Source organism: Streptomyces sp. NBC_01477, assembly GCF_036227245.1.
In the GTDB taxonomy this organism is placed as follows: Bacteria; Actinomycetota; Actinomycetes; order Streptomycetales; family Streptomycetaceae; genus Actinacidiphila.
Map to the genome: position 1 here is coordinate 3,855,400 of NZ_CP109445.1, position 17,042 is coordinate 3,872,441.

Below are 17,042 nucleotides of genomic sequence, written 5' to 3' on the forward strand. Positions count from 1 at the left end.
TCAGGCGTTGGGGGCGGCGGTCGCCGGGCCGGCGGGGACATCGATGCCGACCGGACCCCAGGCCCAGGGTGGGTCGGGGATGTCCTTGCGCAGCACGGGTGCGATGTCGGACTGGAAGAGTTCGAGGGCGTCGCGGTGCTGGGTCCCGGTCAGGCCGCCGGCGTCGGCGTGCAGGTGCAGCACGGTGTGCCCGAACTGCTCGTGGTAGCGATGCACCTTCTCGATGACCTGCTGCGGGCTGCCGATCAGCGCGGAGCTGCGTTCGACGAAGTCCTCGAGGGTGGCGAAGACCGGTTCGACGCCGAGCTGCTTCTGGAAGGCCAGGTGGCCCTCGAAGACCGGCCGATAGGCGGCCAGCGCCTCCTGCGAGGTGCGGGCCGCGTAGTAGCCGGCGCTGCCCGCGCCGACGGTGGCCAGCGCCGGGTCGTGGCCGTAGTGCTCCCAGCGCTCGCGGTAGTGGCGGACGAGCTCCGCGTACGGCTCGATGGGGTTGGTGACGTTGGCGGAGAACAGCGGGTCGCCGTAGCGGGCGGCCAGGTCGACGGACTCCCGGCTGGTGGCGCTGCCGTGCCAGACCCTGACCGGGTTCTGGTAGGGGCGCGGCCACACCTCGGCGTCCTTCAGCTCCGGCCGGAAGCGCGGGCTGGCGGTGACCTTCTGCTGCCGCCAGATCTGCCGGAACAGCTCGTAGCTCTCGGCGTTGCGGTCCCACTGGTCGTCGGTGGTGACGTGGAAGAGCTCGCGCTGCGCCGTGCCGTTTCCCTTGCCGACGATCAGCTCCAGACGCCCGCCCGACAGGTGGTCGAGCGTGGCGTAGTCCTCGTAGGCGCGCACCGGGTCGAGCAGGCTGAGCGTGGTGACGGCGGTGAACAGCCGGATGCGGGAGGTGAGCGCGGCGAGGTGGCTGAGCACCACGGGCGGCGCCGAGGAGATGAAGGGGCGCTCGTGGCGCTCACCGACGCCGAAGCCGTCGAAGCCCAGCTCCTCGGCCAGCAGCGCGTTGTCGATCACCTCGCGGAAGCGCTCCTGGGTGGATTTCCGCACTCCGGTGACCGGGTGCGGGGAGTGCACGATCAAGGTGATGGTCAGGAATTTCACGACGCCGCCTCCGTACGGGTGCCGGCCGCCGGGGCGAGTGCCGGCAGGCCGAGGTGGTCGCGCAGGGTCTCGCCCTCGTACTCGGTCCTGAAGACCCCGCGCTCCTGGAGCAGCGGCACCACGGTGTCCGCGAACTCGTCGAGGCCGCCGGGGGTCAGATGCGGCGCGAGGATGAAGCCGTCGCTGGCGTCGGCCTGCACGAATTCCTCCAGCTCCCGGGCGACCCGCGCCGGGGTGCCGACGAAGGACTGCCGCCCGGTCACCTCGATGACCACCTCGCGCAGCGAGAGCTTCTTGCGCTCGGCGACCTCCCGCCAGCGCGCGACCGTCGCCAGCCGGTCCTGGCTGCCGGCGTCGGCCCGGCCGCGGACGATCGGGGCCGCGTCGAGCAGCGGCTCCACCTCGGGCAGCGGGCCGTCCGGGTCGTAGCCGCTCAGGTCGCGGTTCCAGAGCCGTTCCGCGAAGGTGATCGCGGTCTGCCCGCTGACCTGCTGGTGCCGGACCAGGTCCGCCTTCTCCGCGGCCTCGGCCTCGGTGTCGCCCAGGACGAAGGTGACCCCGGGCAGGATCAGCAACTCCTCGGGCGAGCGGCCGTACTTGGCCAGCCTGCCCTTGACGTCGGCGTAGAAGGCCCTGCCGGCCTCCAGGGTGCCGTGCCGGGTGAAGATCGCGTCGGCGGCCGAGGCGGCGAACTCCCTGCCCTGCTCGGAGTCGCCGGCCTGGAAGATCACCGGGCGGCCCTGCGGGCTGCGCGGCACGTTGAAGCTGCCGCTGATGTCGAACTGGCTGACGCGGTGCGCGAACCGCCCGGCCTCGGCGTCGCGCAGGAAGGTGCCCGACTCCTTGTCCGCCACGATCTCGTCGCCCTGCCAGGAGTCCAGCAGCACCTTGACCGCGGTCAGGAACTGCGCGGCCCGCTCGTAGCGGTCCTCGCGGGCCAGGAAGCCGCCGCGGCGGAAGTTCTGGCCGGTGAACTCGTCCCAGGAGGTGACGACGTTCCACGCGGAACGGCCGGCCGACAGGTGGTCGAGCGAGGCGAACTGCCGGGCCACCTCGTACGGTTCGTTGAAGGTGGAGTTGATCGTGCCGGCCAGGCCGAGCCGGTCGGTCACCGCGGCCAGCGCCGCCAGCACGGTGAAGGTGTCGGGGCGGCCGACCACGTCCAGGTCGTATATCTCGCCGCCCTGCTCGCGCAGCCGCAGCCCCTCCGCCAGGAAGAGGAAGTCGAACTTGGCCCGCTCCGCGGTCCGCGCGAGGTGGACGAAGGAGCTGAAGTCGATATGGCTGCCGGCCGCCGGGTCGCTCCACACGGTGGTGTTGTTCACGCCGGGGAAGTGCGCGGCGAGATGGATCTGCTTGACGGGCTTGCTCATGCGGGGTGACCTTCCTGGGGTGTCGCGCGGGTCGCTGGTGCCGTGGCTCTAGGCGGCGGCGTAGCGGTTGGCGGGGCGCGGCAGTCCGAGCAGACCGCGCAGGGTGGCGGCCCCGTACTCGCGCCGGAAGGCGCCGCGGCGCTGGAGTTCGGGCACCAGGTCGCGGGTGATCCGCTCCAGGTCGTACGGCAGGGTGGCCGGCCGCAGCCGGAAGCCGGTCAGCCCGGTCCGCGCGAACTCCTCCAGCAGGTCGGCGAGTTCGGCGGGCGTACCGGCGAAGACCGTGGCGTCGCCGGCGTACGGCGTGTCCAGTGCCGCGTCCAGCCGGGCCCTGCGCTCGGCCGCGCGGCCGGGCTCGTCGTCGAGCAGCACCACCAGGTCGGCGAGGATGTGCACGGTCTCGCCGCCGCGTCCCGCCTGCTCCTGCGCGGTACGGATCTCGGCGACGATCGCCGCCGCCTGGGCGGTGTCGTGCGGGGTGACGAAGCCGATGTCGGCGGACGTGCCGACCAGTTGGAAGGGCTCGGAGCGGTGCGCGAGCGCGGCCACCACCGGCTGGCCCTGCGGCGGGCGCGGGGTGATCGAGGGGCCCTTGACCGAGAAGAGCGTGCCCTCGAAGTCGATGTAGTGCAGCTTGGCGCGGTCGATGAAGCGGCCGGTGGCCACATCGCGGATCTCCGCGTCGTCCTCCCAGCTGTCCCACAGCCGCCGCACGACCTCCACGTAGTCGGCGGCCTCGCCGAACAGCTCCTTCAGCAGCGCGAGGCCCGCCGGCGAGTCCAGCTCGGTGACCGGCAGCCGGGGCACGTCACGGCGGCCGAAGTGCGCGGCCTCGTCGGCCCGCCCCGACACCCGGATCTGCACCCCGGCCCGGCCGGTGCTGACGTAGTCCAGGGTGGCGACGGCCTTGGACAGGTGGAAGGGCTCGGTGTGGGTGACCACCGCGCTGGGGATCAGGCCCAGATGCCGGGTCAGCGGCGCGATACGGGCCGCGGTCAGCACCGCGTCGAGCCGGCCGCGCACCCGGTCGGTGCGCCCGTCGGGTCCGGTGTAGCGGGTGGACTGCTGGCCGAGGGAGTCCTCGATGGTGACGAAGTCCAGCAGCCCGCGCTCGGCCTCCGCCGCGAGGTCGAGCCAGTAGGGGGCGCTGAAGAGGTCGGCGGGCCGCGCGTCGGGTTCCCGCCAGGCCGCGGGGTGCCAGCCGGCGCCGTCCAGGGCGACGGCCAGGTGGAGAGGGGAGGTGGTGCTGGGCATGGGGCGTACCGCTTCCTGCTCGGACGGGGTCGCAAGCGAACAGCCGTGGCGTAGGCATGCCGAACGGGACCCGCAGCGGGCACGGGGTCCCGGGGGGTTCGGATGCGAAGGAGGTGGAGTGGGTCTCGGGGGTGTGGAGCGGAACTAGCCCGCGGTGTGCGGCAGTGCGGCGGGCCCGCGGCCCTGCTCCGGCACGGCTGTCGGTACGCCCGGACACAGTGCGCCGGCGACACGCTGGAGGTCGATGTGCCGTCGCGAGAACATGGCGACGACGGGCAGCGACCGCTCATCGGTTGCCCGCACTGCGTCACCTCCCGGTCCCGATCGGCTCACGCCTGTTCGAGTTCGCACTTGCCGAGCCGTCATCGGCTCAGCCGGGTCGTCACCTGGAGCACCCCGCCGCGACGGAGGGTTGCCGGTCAGCCGGCCAGGGCCTTGGTTGCTGACACTCATGACCTGCAAGCACGGTAACTCCGCCGCGCGGTCGAACACAATCCCTTCCGGCCAGGAGTGACGCTGCTCGCTCTGCGCCGTGTTCGCGCCATCAGGGGATTGTCTGACCGCCGCCCTCCGGTTAACGTGCTGTAGGCATAGGGCCCTCACGCAGGGCGGACGAGTGCGAAGCGAAGAGAGCGAGGGGACGGACATGGACGTAGCGCAGCACGACCGCGAGCTGTGCCCCGGTGGCTCATTTCAGACCCGAGTGATCCGGCGCCACGTCGATCTGCTCCGCGTCAGCAGCGCACTGTGTCCGGAAAAGACCGCGGTCCACTGACCGCCCGCGGGCCCGCCGATCCGGCCGGAGCCCCGTGATCCCGCTCGTCCTCGGCAATTGACGCACGGCCCGGTCACCGGCGTGCGGCCGGGCCGTGCGCGGCCGCACCGCCTCAATCCGCCTTCCCCCGGTAGCCCCCAGCGGCAGTCCGGCAGCCCCGCGCGGGGCCGCCGCGCCGCTGTGCGCTGCCGCGGTCCCCGACGAGACGGGAAACCCGATGACCCAGCACGACACCTCAGGCCGGCCCGCCACGGCCGCGCCCGGCCACCCCCCGCCCGACACCCCCGACGCCCCCGGCCCGGCGGCCGACCGGCCGCCGCTGCGCGCCCTGGACACCCGGCCGGGGGACCAGGAACTGCTCGCCGCCCGGCTCGTACCGCTGCGCCACCCCGGGCAGTGGCTCTCCGCCGCCGCGCTGCTGGTGCTGTTCGCGATGCTGGTGCACACCCTGGTCACCAACCACCGCTTCCAGTGGGACGTCGTCGGCCAGTACTTCCTGCGCGGCTCGATCATGCACGGCCTGGAACTCACCTTGTGGCTCACCGCCGCCGTGATGACCAGCGGTTACCTGCTCGGCATCGGGGTCGCCGCGATGCGCCTGTCCGGCAACCCGATCCTGCGCAGCCTGAGCTTCGGCTACGTATGGCTGGTCCGCTCGGTCCCGCCGCTGGTCCAGCTGCTCTTCTGGTTCGAACTGGCCTCGCTGTACCCCCGGTTGTCGGTGGGCGTGCCCTTCGGCCCGGAATTCGGCAGCGTCGGGACCGCCCACCTCTTCAGCGGCATCCTGGCCGCCTACGTCGGACTCACCCTGGACGTGGCCGCGTTCGCCGGCGAGATCGTCCGCGGCGGAATCCTGTCCGTCGACCCCGGCCAGCGCGAGGCCGCCAGGGCGCTCGGCCTGCGCGACGGCCGGATCTTCCGCCGGGTCGTGCTGCCGCAGGCCATGCCGGCGATCGTCCCCGCCTCGGGCAACCTGCTGATCGGCATGCTCAAGGCGACCTCGATCGTCAGCGTGATCGCCGTGCAGGACCTGCTGTACTCCACCCAGTTGATCTACAACCAGAACTTCCTGATCATGCCGCTGCTGCTGGTCGCCACGATCTGGTACATCATCCTGACCACGCTGCTGTCGGTCGGGCAGTTCTACGTCGAGCGCTACTACGCGCGCGGCAGCAACCGGGCGGACAAGCCGCCGGCCCGCGGACTGTGGCAGGTGACGCGCTCCAACATCCCGCTGTTCGGCCGGTCCAGGACCGATCTGATGGGGCTGTCATGACCGGCACCGAACGTCCGCTGGTGCGGATCCGCGGACTGCGCAAGAGCTTCGGCGCCCACGTCGTCCTGGACGGCATCGACCTGGACGTGCGCCAGGGCGAGGTCACCGTCCTGCTCGGCCCGTCCGGCTCCGGCAAGTCCACGCTGCTGCGCTGCGTGAACCACCTGGAGAAGCCGGACGCCGGCTTCGTGGAGATCGGCGGCGACGTGATCGGCTACCGCCGCGACGGCTCCCGGCTGCACGAGCTGCGGTCCCGCTCGGTCACCGGGCAGCGGGCCGATGTCGGCATGGTCTTCCAGCAGTTCAACCTCTTCCCGCACATGACGGTGCTGGAGAACATCACCGAGGCGCCGGTCGCCGTCCGCGGCCTGTCCCGCAAGCAGGCCGCCGTCCGGGCCCGCGAACTGGTCGAACGGGTCGGCCTGGCCGGCCGCGAGAACTCCTACCCCCGGCAGATGTCCGGCGGCCAGCAGCAGCGGGTCGCCATCGCCCGCGCGCTGGCCATGGAGCCGCGGCTGCTGCTGTTCGACGAGCCGACCAGCGCGCTGGACCCGGAACTCGTCGGTGAAGTCCTCGCCGTGATGCAGGACCTGGCGCTCAGCGGGATGACCATGATCGTCGTCACGCACGAGATCGGGTTCGCCCGGAAGGTGGCCGACACGGTGGTCTTCCTGGACGGCGGCCGCATCATCGAGTCCGGCGCGCCCGCGGACGTACTGACCGATCCCCGGCACGAGCGGGCCCGGTCGTTCCTGGCGGCCGTGCTGTAGCGGCTCCCACGTCTTGTCGGCGCCACCTCTTTGCCGACGCCTGCCGCCTTTCGTCGGCGCCCTCCGCTTTCCCTGCCGTCTTCCTCCTGCCCTGCCGCCGTCCTCTTGCCCTTGCCGCCTTACCGCGGCTTTCCCGCGGCTTTCCCGCCGCCCTACCGCAGCTTTTCCGCAGCTTTTCCGCAGCGCCCTCTTGCGCAGCCGTCGCCGCCGCCGGCCCGCAGCTCCTCCTGGCTCCACCCGCACGCTCCACCCTGGTGAAAGGCACCCCCGTGAGCACCGAAAGCCGTTTCAGCCGCCCGATCCCGCGTTTGGCCGCCACCGCCGCCGTCACCGCGGGCCTTGTCCTCCTCGCCGCCTGCGGCAGCTCCTCCGACTCCGACGGCTCCGGCACCCCGAAGAGCAGCAGCAAGGGCTCCGCGGCGCCCGGCGCGAAGGCCGCGGACTCCAACGGGGTGCCGACGCAGGACGTGCTGTCCGGCATCGCCGCCGACCCGGCGCTGAAGGCGGAACTGCCCGCCAAGGTGCGCGACAGCGGCAAGCTGATCCTGGGCACCAGCCAGACGCCCGGCCTCACCGGCCTGCCGCACGGCGGCGAGGTGGACGGCAAGCAGGTCGGCCTCGACGTCGACCTGCGCGAGGCCGTCGCCAAGGTGCTCGGCGTCCGGTGGGACGTGCAGTACGGCACCTTCCCCACCGTGATCCCCGGTGTGCAGAACGGCCGTTACGACGTCGGGCAGGACAACTTCGGCGCCACCAAGGAGCGCGAGAAGGTGGTCGACTTCGCCACCTACCTCAACGACGGGCAGTCCTTCCTCGCCGCCAAGGACGTGCCGGTCGACACCGTCAAGCAGCTCACCGACCTGTGCGGCCTGACCATCGCCACCAGCCCCGGTTCGACCTTCCAGCAGATCCTGACCGATGGCGCGGGCAAGTGCGCCGCGATCGGCAAGAAGCCGTACAAGGTGGAGTATTACGCGGACAACGGCACGATCCTGCTCGGCCTGCAGAACGGCAAGGTGCAGGTCAGCTTCGGTCCGACGCTGGGCGTGAAGTACCAGTCGGCGCACGTGCCGAACACGAAGTTCCTGGGCGAGATCAGCACCACCCCTGTGGGCTTCGTCACCGCCAAGAACTCGCCCATCGCCAAGGCGCTGAGCGACGCGGTCAACAAGCTGATCGCCAGCGGTGACTACGCGAAGATCTTCGCGAAGTGGTCGCTGCCGGGCAGCGGTATCCCCCAGTCGGTGCTGAACCCGACGCCCACTTTCTGAGTCTGCCGCTGACCGCTTCGGCGTCGGCCGGTTACGCCGAACTCCCCGCCCTCCGCGCGCTGTTGTGCGGGGGCGGGGAGTTCGGCTGCGAGCCGAGCGAACGCGAGGGCCACGCGCCCGGCCGTACCGGCGGCGGCTACGGCGTCAGTACGATCCGGCCGAACACCTCGCCCGCGTCCATCTTCCGGTGCGCCAGGACGGCCTGCTCCAGCGGGAGCGCTTCGTGCACCACCGTGTGCAGTTCACCGCGGGCCGCGGCGGCGAACTGCTCGGCCCGCACGGCACGCCGCTCGGCCCCGGGCACGGTGTCCGTGCTGAAGGTGGCGAAGGTCAGCGACTTCTGGAACGCCGCCACCATCGCCATGCCGAAGTCCGCCGGCGGTGGGCCGGCGACCACGCCGACGGCCACCATGCGACCGTTCGGACGGAGCCTGGCGAAAAAGGCGGGCATGTCCGCGCCGGCGACGATGTCGATGATGACGTCGTAGCCCGCGGGAGCGTCCTCGCCGCCCGCGCCCGAGCGGTCCAGCACATGGGTCGCGCCGAGTTCGCGCAGCCGGTCGCCGCGCCCGGCCGACGACGTCGTGACCGCCACCGCGCCGGCCCCGCCGCGGGCCGCGAGCTGGACCACCATGATCCCGATGCTGCCGGCCGCGCCGCGCACCAGCACCGATTCGCCAGGCGCGAAGTGGGCGTGGGCGAGGGCGAAGTGGGCCACCGCCCCTGAACTCCCCAGCGTCACCGCGTCGGCGGCGGAGAGGTCCGCGGGGAGCGGCAGGATCTCCTCGACGGCGGCGACCGCCTGCTCGACGTAGCCGCCGCCCAGCCCGGTGGCCGCCCACACGCGCCGGCCGACCCAGGACGTATCGACACCGTCGCCGACCGCGGTCACGGTGCCCGCCACCTCGCTGCCGGGGATGTGGCCTTCCTGGAAGCCGTACGAGGCGAGCACGCCGCGCCGGATCACCGCGTCGACGCCGCCGACGCCGATCGCCTCGCTGGCGATCAGCACCTGTCCGGCGGCGGGGGCCGGGACGGGGATGTCGATGACCGCCAGGCCTTCCGGAGGTCCGAACGCCTCGATCGCGACTGCCTTCAAGGTCGTCTCCTTGCTGTGGTGCCCCGGCTCCTGACCATGTGCGCGGAGGTGATCGCGGACGTGGCCGTGGACGGGGTCGTGGACGGGGTCGTGGACGGGATCGTCGCCCTTCGGACGCTAACGGACGCCGGCGTCCGCTTGGCTAAAGTGAGAGCGGTGACCGACCATTTGCCTCACACCCTGCGCTCCGATGCCCAGGACAACCGCGAGCGCATCCTCGACGCGGCCCGCGAGGTCTTCGCCGCCGAAGGCCTGAACGTGCCGATGCGGGAGATCGCCCGGCGCGCCGGGGTCGGCCCCGCCACCTTGTACCGCCGCTTCCCGACGAAGGAGCTGCTGGCCACGGAGGCCTTCGCGGACCAGCTGTCCGCGTGCCACACCATCGTCGAGGAGGGGCTCGCCGACCCGGACCCGTGGCACGGCTTCTGCCTGGTGATCGAGAAGGTCTGCGAGCTGCACGCCCGCAGCCGGGGCTTCACCGCGGCCTTCATGTCGGCCTTCCCCCACGCGATGGACTTCGCCGCGGGCCGCGAACACACCCTGGCCTCGGTCGCCGAACTGGCCGGCCGCGCCAAAGCCGCGGGCCGCCTGCGCCCCGACTTCGTCCTGGACGACCTGATCCTGGTGCTGATGGCCAACAGCGGTATCCACGCCACCTCGCCGGCCGCGCGGGTCACGGCCTCCCGCCGCTTCGCCGCGCTCGCGATCCAGGCGTTCCGGACGTCCCCGCAGCACGCGCCCCTGCCGCCGGCGGCACAGTTGGCGGCGGCGGTGCCGCACACCGACCTGTGACGGCGCCGCGGCGGCCCGGGCCTACGCTGCCCGTATGGCGCTGATCGTCCTGTGGGACATCGACCGCACGCTCATCGACAACGGCGGGGTGAGCAAGGAGATCTACGCGGCGGCGTACGAGACGGTGACGGGACGCCGTCCGCTGGAGCCGCCGGTCACGCAGGGCCGTACCGACCGCCTGGTCATGCGGGACATGTTCGCGCGGAACGGCGCGGCCGAACCGGAGTGGCCGCGGGTCGAAGCCGCCCTGTCCCGGGCCGGCCAGGACCGGCTCGCCACTCTGCGGACGCGGGGCGCCGCATTGCCCGGGGCCCGGGAGGCCCTCAAGGCGGCGTCCGTACGGCCCGGTTGGGTGTCCTCCGTCCTGACGGGCAACATCGCCGCCAACGCCCGCCTCAAACTGGCGGCCTTCGGCCTGGACCCCCTGCTGGACCTCGCGGTCGGGGCGTACGGCGCCGACGCCGAGGCCCGTCCCGACCTCGTGGCCGTCGCCCGCGACCGCGTCCACCGCACCCGCGGCCTCCCCGCCACCACCCCCGTCGTCCTCCTGGGCGACACCCCCCAGGACGTGGCCGCCGCCCTGGCCTCCGGATCCCACATCATCGCCGTCTCCACAGGCACCGACTCCCCCGCCGCCCTCACCGCGGCCGGCGCCCCGGTCGTCCTCCCCGACCTGACCGACACCGCCCGCGTCCTGCGCCTCCTGGAGACCGTCGAAGGAGCCTGACCCCGCCGGCCAGCCGGGTACGTGGCCGGTGGACGAGCCGCCTACGCCATGTCGGGGTCCTACCCACCTGCCGACGCCCAGGGGGCACCGCGTCTCTCCGCAGCCGCGAACCGAAGGCAATGTGCGCGGGGCACTCCCGGCCCGACACCTCACGCCGGGGAGTCGAACCGACGACCTACGCTTGACAAGATCCCTCGGGGCGGCTCGCTGACCTGCGGAGATGCCGCCGATATGCCGCTGAGCAGCACAAACCGCGCTCGCCATATGCCAGTGGTTCCCCTGAGGTCTCCACGCCCAGCTGTGCCGCATCCGTGCTGGACAGGCGTGCGCTCAGGCGTACGGCAGCAGCGTCGCGGTGTCCAGCTCGAAGCCGAACGGTTGGGGGATGTGGAGGCTCTCACCGAAGTCGGCGTCCTCGCGGCGATGGTACTTGCGGCCGTCGGGGAGGCTGAAGAGCGTGACGGTCTTCAGCCTGGCGTCCACCACGAGATACAGCGGGATTCCCATCACCGGGTAGTCCCTGACCTTGCCCACCCAGTCGTTCTCAGGGTTCGACGGCGAGACCAGCTCGACAGCGATGGCCGCGGTCTCCGCGGGGACCTGGTTGTCCGTGGTCTCCAGGACGGCGGCCGGCAGGTACGTCAGGGCGGGGTTGCGGCTCTTGCCCAGCCCTGGGGTGACGAGGTCCGTGTTCTCGCTCGGCACCAGGTCACTCGGGCTGTGCGCGTCGAACTGGCGCCTGACCACCAGGAGATTGCGCTGACGGATGCCGGAGGGGCCGACCATCATGACGACGATGTCGCCCGAGATCTCGGCCTTGAACCCGTCCGGCAAACTCCTGCGGGCCTCGTCGAGGAGCGCGAAGGCGCCCTGCCGGCATATGCCCATACCGAAATACCCGGACTCGTCCGAACAACTCAGACCCAAACATACCAACCAAGTCCGGGCACCCCAGGTGAGAAACCTGCACTACCCGGACTCATCTGAGACAGGACGCCACGGAAGCTGAACGGCTACGCAGTCGCGTCGGAGAAGCTCACCCGCACCGCGACCACAGCGCCCGCCCCATCCAGGTCAGCCGACACAGGAAAGTAGCCGTCGCCCCAGCTCGTCATCGCGCAGAGCATTCGGGCGTCGCCGACATCCACAGTTCCGACCTCGACTTCAGAGGCGCGAATCTGTCGCATGACCTGCCAGTGATGGGAGTGGGGCCGGAAGTCCACCACCATGCGGCGCCCGGTCTCCTCCTTCCAGCTCTGCACAGCGCGAGCTTTCTCCATCGCCTCCGCCACCGCCAGCCCAGTCCACCCGCGGACACCGTCCTCACCGGATTCGCCCAGCTCCGGTGCTGCGAACATCGCGGCTGCTTCCTCTGCGGCAGCACCCCAGAACGCGACGTCGGCCAAGCCGTCCACAGGCTCGTCGTGCTGCCAGGCATTCAAAGCATCGGCATCGCCGAAGAGCACCCGGGCCCAGTCGACGCCGATGTTACCTAGCAGCACGGATGACTCCGCTGGGGCATCGCTCATCCGAACCGACATCTCTGACCAGCGCGGCCCGATACCGTCACCGAAGTCGAGCCGCGAAGCCAACACTGGCAGATGACGGTCACGGGGCATCCCTCCCACTGCGACGACGGGCACCCCAAACATCAGGAAACTGCCACCGCCTTCAGTGGCAGTCCGGCGCACGCGTTGGGCATGCGGTTCGCGGCCCGGCACGGCCTCCAGACGGGCGTCCAGGCCAGCAGCCCGGCAGTGCTCTTCGAACATCGCCCCAAGCTCCGCTGCCCGGGAGGCAGGGATGTCGTGGAGCATGGCACCTGGCTGCCGGTCGAAGCCGCGGGCCGCTGCCGAGGCATCCGGGCCGACCACGGCAAAGTCGACCGAGTTGAGCACTTCGGCAGCCATCACCGGGTCGTCAACGCCAAGCAGAGCAGGATCGATCTCCGCCGGCGACCGCTCACCGCTCCACAACCCCAGATGACCGCCGTCAACGATGACCAGAACCCCCGATGGGCAGCTGATCTCTCCAAGCCTGAAGATCTCTTCCATGGCGCGCGAGTCTACGATCGCCCCTCCGGCCGCCTGCATGCGCACCAGGACGATTCCGAGACATGCCCGGGCTTGAGTGAGACGCATCGGCTCTCAACGTCTCAGCCGAGTCCGGGCACTGCAGTTCAGGGACCTGCCACGCCCGGACTTATCCGAGACAGGACACCGCTCCCCCGATTCCTCCTCGACGAACTGACCGCCCACATGGTGGGCCGCACGCCGGACCAGCTCCTCTTCACCGCGCCCCAAGACGGCCCCTTGCGGATCAGCAACTTCCGCAGCCGCTTCTTCGACCCGGCGGTCCGCGCGGCCGGACTCGACCACCTCCACCTGACCCCGCACAAGCTGCGGCACACCGCCGCCTCACTCGCCATCGCGAGCGGCGCCGACGTGGACGTCATCCAGATCATGCTCGGCCACAAGTCCGCGACCCTGACCCTCGACGTCTACGGCCACCTCTTCCCCGACCGTCTAGACGAGGTCTCCGACAAGCTGGACGAGCGCCGGGCCATACTCCTCGCCAAGGCGAAGTACGGGACCGTCGAGGCAGAGCGCGAGGCGTCGAAAGCGAAGCTCGCAGAGGCAAGGTCGATGAGCTCCTGAGACAACCGTCGGCGCCCGCGCCCACGTCGCTGGCGGGAAGCGGGCGCTGGCCGTATTACCTGGAACGTCACCCCCCACATTTGGACACGGAGCAGCAGGGACGCGAGACCTCACGCGCAGCCCAGAAGACCACACGTGATGTCAGCGGCAGGAAGTACCGTCATCCTCTCGCCGTTGACGGAGGATCGTGAGCATGCAGGTGGGCTGGTCGGGAGTCAGGGAACGGGTCATCGCAGTGGCGGAGGCCGAGAATCGGGTTCGCGGCTTCGGACCGCTCGGGTACGAGCTCTTCGAGCCGGTCCTGACCCTCGCTGAGATCGCCGAGGTCGAAGCACACCTCGGCGTCGGGCTTCCCGACGAGTACCGCACGTTTCTGGCAGAGGTCGGCGCAGGCGGCCCTGGACCGGCACTCCACCTCACCTCGCTACGCCGGATCGACGGGCGATGGGGGTGGGTCTGGGACGACGACGAGGAGCGTCCCTGGCTGCTGGACCCCACCGGACCGTTCGTCGAGACCCAGGACTGGCCCGACCGGCAGATAGCGACACTTCGCGCCGCCGGCTTCGAACCCACGACCCGAGACGCGGAGGACGACTACCTCGACGACTACCGCCGGGCCTTCGGCGACGAAGGCGACAACGTCTTTTTCTTGGACCGCGGTCGAGGCGCGATCCTCATCAGTGACAACGGATGCGCGATGACCGGCTGGCTCATCCTCGTCGGCCCGCACCGCGGGGAACTCCGCCACCGGGACGACGGACCGAACCCGCCCTTCCGACCGTACGTCGACGCTGAACGAAACCCCCACACCTTCCGCACCTGGTACCTCACCTGGCTTGAGCGCCGCGAAGCAGCACTCCTATAACCGACGAGGGAGCCCGGCTTCCCTGTCTCGGCCAGCCGTCCCCGCGCCGCGCGAGCCGGCGCGATGTGCGCTGAACGTGTGCCGGGCGCCCCGGCCCGCCGCCCGGGGGCGGGGAGGAGTGCCCTCACCAGGCAAGAAAAAGAGCCCCCTGTCGGGTTCGAACCGACGACCTACGCTTTACAAGTTGTCCGATCTTGCTCCGCGATAGTCCACAGACATCCGTAGCCGCAGGTCACGCAGTCGTGCGGCACAGGGTGGACGACAGGGGAACGGGGCGGACAACTAGCCAACCGAGACCATGACTGAGACCGGGAGACCCGCTCGACACTCGGAGACTCACCGCCGGGAGCTGGGAGCGGTTGTCGAGGGTGATGCCGACGAGCCGGCTACCCGCTGAACATCCCTAGATGCCAGTTTCCCCACATCGGGCAAACTCCTCCGCCGGGCGAGGCAAGGTACCCCCAAGAGCGCATGGAACAGGGTATGGGCTGGAACTCATACCGATACCCGGAGGTCCCTGGCACCGTTAGCAAGGCATCCTCCGACCTGGCGGTTCACCCGAAGTGGCCTACACCACTGCGACTGTCGTACGGGCGTGCGAGGATAACGCATAAGTGCTGCCCGAGATGTTCCAATAGGATGCTATGCGGAGGTAGGTGAATATGTCGCTTATCGACCATCATGTAGCAGGTTGTGCGCGTACGGTTCGCCGAAACCACATGATCCGTTCGCATTGCCGGCAGGGCGCACGCTATGGTCCCCATAGTCGCAGTCAGGGAGTGCGCGTGGGGGACCCGGAGACATGGCAACAAGAGCAGATCAGCCTTGCTTACGTTTCCGCTGTGGCCACCCACGCCGGGTGCACCATTGCAGCCTGGAACGTCGACAAGGATGGCGTTGACGTCACTCTGAAGCGAAACCACATCACCGTGGACCTTCAGATGAAATGCACGCATGCCGCAACCTTGCTTAGCGACGGGCAGACCTACTCCTTCTCGCTCGATGCGCCTACCTATAACAAGCTCCGTGACCCATACCGGAGTTCGGCGGGGTTTCTCGGGTTGGTGGTCGTTGAGCGAGATCTTGACGACTGGCTCGTTCACAGTCAACAGGATCTCCTGATGAGGTGCTCGGGATACTGGGCACGCGTCCAAGACCTACCGAACCCCGGGAATGTCGATAGCAAAACGCTCCACTTGCCAAAATCGCAGCGCATCGATTCCCTCGGCATTGACGAGATGTTCGATTACGCGTTCAAGAGGCTCTTTCCGAACGCGCCGGAGGGAGATTTCAAATGATTCACTCCGACTTCGGATTCCCCGAGGTAGTCAGTTACCTCGCCCGCTCGGGTTGGCGACGCTCACTAGCCGGAGATTTCGCAGAGATCTGGCAGTATCTGCTTGACGAGAACGTCACAGTCATGGTGCCAAAGGTTGAAACAGCCCCAGATTTTAACCGGACAGTTCAAGTGCTGACTCGCGAACTTGCGCAGACGGAAAATCGGAATGCCAGTGAGATTGAACAAGAGATCCTCAGGCAGTTCCTTGACGTGACTGACCTAAGGGCGCAAGGCGACGAGATCGCGGACGGAACAATTCCTCTGGGTGCGGGAATAAATCTCTTCAACTCTGCCAACAGATTGATGGTGTCAGCCGCTGCCGCGACGATAAACCGTAAGGGATACTACGGCCGATCCATCCCACATGCTGCTCATGATCACGCGCGACGATTGCGCCTTGGGCAAACACGACCAGGCTCGTATGTTGTGCCTATCATCAGCAACGCTCGCTTTGGTGCCGCGATTGAGTACAGGCGCGATGAGCCAAGACTCGACATACAGTCCGATGATCAGAGATTTGATCGACGGGTTCTTACTACCCTGTCGCGCGCACTTGAGACGCTAGCTGAGATGACAACAGTGCGAGATCGACTGCCCTCCACTGACGACATCATTAGCTCGGTCGATGAGGGCGTCTCTAGCGAACTTTGCAGTGCCGTTCTAGGCGTCATCAAGCAGGGGGTATCCACTTTCGATGTTTCCTTCAAGTGGGCGCCTGCTGCTCCAGTGCCAGTTGACCTACGGGATCACGTGGAGTTCACCAACGAATCGGTCTTGGCGGTCGATGAAGTAAAGTCGAAGCTGAAGAAATCGAAGACGCCGACGGAACAGGTCGTCTTTGGCGTAATTCGCAGACTTTCCCTATCGAAAAACGAAGATAAGGGAACCGTGCACATGGAGACCGCGATTCACGGCAAAAGTCGAATGGTGTCGTTCACACTCGACTTGCAAACCTATCGCCGCGCTGCTCTTTATCACGGAGAGCGGCGGCCAGTTGTAGTTACTGGAACCCTTGACGATACTCCGGGCAAGGGCGCAACGATGAAAGTTCGCTCTTTTAGCGCTGACCGGTCGGTTTCCTCGTTTGATGACGTAATTTAGGCAACCGCCTACGGCGTCCCCGATATTGCGGGGACCGCCACGGCGTTGGCAGAGCCTTGCTAGATCGACGTACTGTGACATCCCACCTTGAGCCCATCGCCGCCGGCCTGTACCTAGAGCTTAGGGACTACCGGTACCGGCAACGCCTCAGACCAGGACTGGAGCACTTCGACAGCCTGTTCCCTGATGCTCCCGCCAGCCACGTCCTCTCGAAGCGAACGGCTCTCGGCTGGGTATGTCAGCTCGCGATAGAGCTGCAAGTCCTCGAAGCCGTTTACAGCAACATCGTGGCTTGTGGCGCCGAACACGATGCGCGGCAAGCGAGCCCAGTAGCAGGCAACCAGGCACATGGGGCACGGCTCGCTGCTCGCATACATGACGCCGTCCTCAAGCAAGTGGCGTCCAAGCTTTCGCCCCGCGCCGCGAAGGGCCATCACTTCGGCATGCGCTGTTGGGTCGGACAACTCCACGACACTGCTAGTTCCTTCACTCACGATCTCGCCCCGAACCACAACGATGGCACCAAACGGAGTCTTCCCCTCGTCTTCCAAGGAACGGCGCGACAATTCGATCGCGCGCATAAGGAATTCTTGGTCTACCTGGATTAGTTCCCTTGCCACGGTGTTCCTTTCAGCTCTCACTTGG

At 68.8% G+C, this 17,042-nt stretch carries 18 protein-coding genes and 1 riboswitch; of the genes, 10 read left to right on the forward strand and 8 right to left on the reverse strand.

Annotation, left to right across the window (positions count from 1 at the left end):
• The 4 genes from OHA86_RS15950 to OHA86_RS15965 all read right to left on the reverse strand — a co-directional run bounded on the left by OHA86_RS15950 (window position 1) and on the right by OHA86_RS15965 (window position 4,028).
• A complete protein-coding gene (locus OHA86_RS15950) occupies window positions 1–1,098 on the reverse strand; it encodes an LLM class flavin-dependent oxidoreductase (protein WP_329176011.1) in 1,098 nt (365 codons plus the stop codon).
• Complete coding sequence (locus OHA86_RS15955; RefSeq protein ID WP_329176013.1) at window positions 1,095–2,471, reverse strand: NtaA/DmoA family FMN-dependent monooxygenase; 1,377 nt, start codon at window positions 2,469–2,471, stop codon at window positions 1,095–1,097. Before OHA86_RS15955 ends, OHA86_RS15950 begins: the two co-directional genes overlap by 4 nt.
• Before the next feature lie 48 nt (window positions 2,472–2,519).
• Window positions 2,520–3,725 carry an LLM class flavin-dependent oxidoreductase gene (locus tag OHA86_RS15960; protein WP_329176014.1) on the reverse strand — a complete coding sequence of 402 codons (1,206 nt, stop codon included), beginning with the start codon at window positions 3,723–3,725 and terminating at the stop codon, window positions 2,520–2,522.
• Between the two features lie 144 nt (window positions 3,726–3,869).
• Window positions 3,870–4,028 carry a putative leader peptide gene (locus OHA86_RS15965; RefSeq protein WP_329176017.1) on the reverse strand — a complete coding sequence of 53 codons (159 nt, stop codon included), beginning with the start codon at window positions 4,026–4,028 and terminating at the stop codon, window positions 3,870–3,872.
• Between the two features lie 39 nt (window positions 4,029–4,067).
• Window positions 4,068–4,182, reverse strand: a riboswitch (SAM riboswitch).
• Window positions 4,183–4,371: 189 nt separating this feature from the next.
• Here OHA86_RS15965 and OHA86_RS36085 point away from each other — a divergent pair.
• From OHA86_RS36085 to OHA86_RS15980, 4 genes are all read left to right on the forward strand, one after another.
• Complete coding sequence (locus OHA86_RS36085) at window positions 4,372–4,500, forward strand: putative leader peptide (RefSeq protein ID WP_443053967.1); 129 nt, start codon at window positions 4,372–4,374, stop codon at window positions 4,498–4,500.
• Between the two features lie 217 nt (window positions 4,501–4,717).
• Entirely contained in the window at window positions 4,718–5,776 is a 1,059-nt protein-coding gene (locus OHA86_RS15970; RefSeq protein ID WP_329176019.1) for an amino acid ABC transporter permease, read from the forward strand.
• Between the two features lie 17 nt (window positions 5,777–5,793).
• Window positions 5,794–6,546: an amino acid ABC transporter ATP-binding protein gene (locus tag OHA86_RS15975; RefSeq protein ID WP_329182427.1), complete on the forward strand. Its 753-nt coding sequence runs from the start codon at window positions 5,794–5,796 to the stop codon at window positions 6,544–6,546.
• Window positions 6,547–6,815: 269 nt separating this feature from the next.
• The gene (locus OHA86_RS15980; RefSeq protein ID WP_329176022.1) at window positions 6,816–7,817 is read left to right on the forward strand and encodes a transporter substrate-binding domain-containing protein; all 1,002 of its coding nucleotides are present in this window, start codon (window positions 6,816–6,818) and stop codon (window positions 7,815–7,817) included.
• 136 nt (window positions 7,818–7,953) lie between these two features.
• Here the strand turns inward: OHA86_RS15980 and OHA86_RS15985 are convergent, their stop codons facing one another.
• Window positions 7,954–8,916: a zinc-binding dehydrogenase gene (locus tag OHA86_RS15985; RefSeq protein ID WP_329176023.1), complete on the reverse strand. Its 963-nt coding sequence runs from the start codon at window positions 8,914–8,916 to the stop codon at window positions 7,954–7,956.
• A 156-nt stretch (window positions 8,917–9,072) separates the two neighbouring features.
• Here OHA86_RS15985 and OHA86_RS15990 point away from each other — a divergent pair, with 156 nt between their 5' ends.
• Window positions 9,073–9,708: a TetR/AcrR family transcriptional regulator gene (locus OHA86_RS15990; protein ID WP_329176025.1), complete on the forward strand. Its 636-nt coding sequence runs from the start codon at window positions 9,073–9,075 to the stop codon at window positions 9,706–9,708.
• Window positions 9,709–9,742: 34 nt separating this feature from the next.
• Window positions 9,743–10,435 carry an HAD family hydrolase gene (locus tag OHA86_RS15995; RefSeq protein WP_329176027.1) on the forward strand — a complete coding sequence of 231 codons (693 nt, stop codon included), beginning with the start codon at window positions 9,743–9,745 and terminating at the stop codon, window positions 10,433–10,435.
• 330 nt (window positions 10,436–10,765) lie between these two features.
• Here the strand turns inward: OHA86_RS15995 and OHA86_RS16000 are convergent, their stop codons facing one another.
• The gene (locus tag OHA86_RS16000; RefSeq protein ID WP_329176029.1) at window positions 10,766–11,323 is read right to left on the reverse strand and encodes a Uma2 family endonuclease; all 558 of its coding nucleotides are present in this window, start codon (window positions 11,321–11,323) and stop codon (window positions 10,766–10,768) included.
• A gap of 125 nt (window positions 11,324–11,448) precedes the next feature.
• Window positions 11,449–12,489: a hypothetical protein gene (locus tag OHA86_RS16005; RefSeq protein WP_329176031.1), complete on the reverse strand. Its 1,041-nt coding sequence runs from the start codon at window positions 12,487–12,489 to the stop codon at window positions 11,449–11,451.
• 204 nt (window positions 12,490–12,693) lie between these two features.
• Between OHA86_RS16005 and OHA86_RS16010 the strand changes: the two genes are divergently transcribed.
• From OHA86_RS16010 to OHA86_RS16025, 4 genes are all read left to right on the forward strand, one after another.
• Window positions 12,694–13,092, forward strand: a complete 399-nt coding sequence (locus OHA86_RS16010; protein WP_329176034.1) for a tyrosine-type recombinase/integrase — start codon at window positions 12,694–12,696, stop codon at window positions 13,090–13,092.
• Between the two features lie 193 nt (window positions 13,093–13,285).
• Entirely contained in the window at window positions 13,286–13,957 is a 672-nt protein-coding gene (locus OHA86_RS16015; protein WP_329182428.1) for an SMI1/KNR4 family protein, read from the forward strand.
• Between the two features lie 785 nt (window positions 13,958–14,742).
• A complete protein-coding gene (locus OHA86_RS16020; RefSeq protein WP_329176036.1) occupies window positions 14,743–15,255 on the forward strand; it encodes a DUF4365 domain-containing protein in 513 nt (170 codons plus the stop codon).
• The gene (locus OHA86_RS16025; RefSeq protein ID WP_329176037.1) at window positions 15,252–16,397 is read left to right on the forward strand and encodes a hypothetical protein; all 1,146 of its coding nucleotides are present in this window, start codon (window positions 15,252–15,254) and stop codon (window positions 16,395–16,397) included. The genes OHA86_RS16020 and OHA86_RS16025 overlap by 4 nt, the downstream gene beginning before the upstream one ends.
• 113 nt (window positions 16,398–16,510) lie before the next feature.
• On the opposite strand, the gene OHA86_RS16030 is transcribed toward OHA86_RS16025, so the two are convergent.
• Window positions 16,511–17,038 (reverse strand): nucleoside deaminase, encoded by a 528-nt coding sequence (locus tag OHA86_RS16030; protein ID WP_329176039.1) that lies wholly within the window; start codon window positions 17,036–17,038, stop codon window positions 16,511–16,513.
• Window positions 17,039–17,042 lie beyond the last annotated feature (4 nt).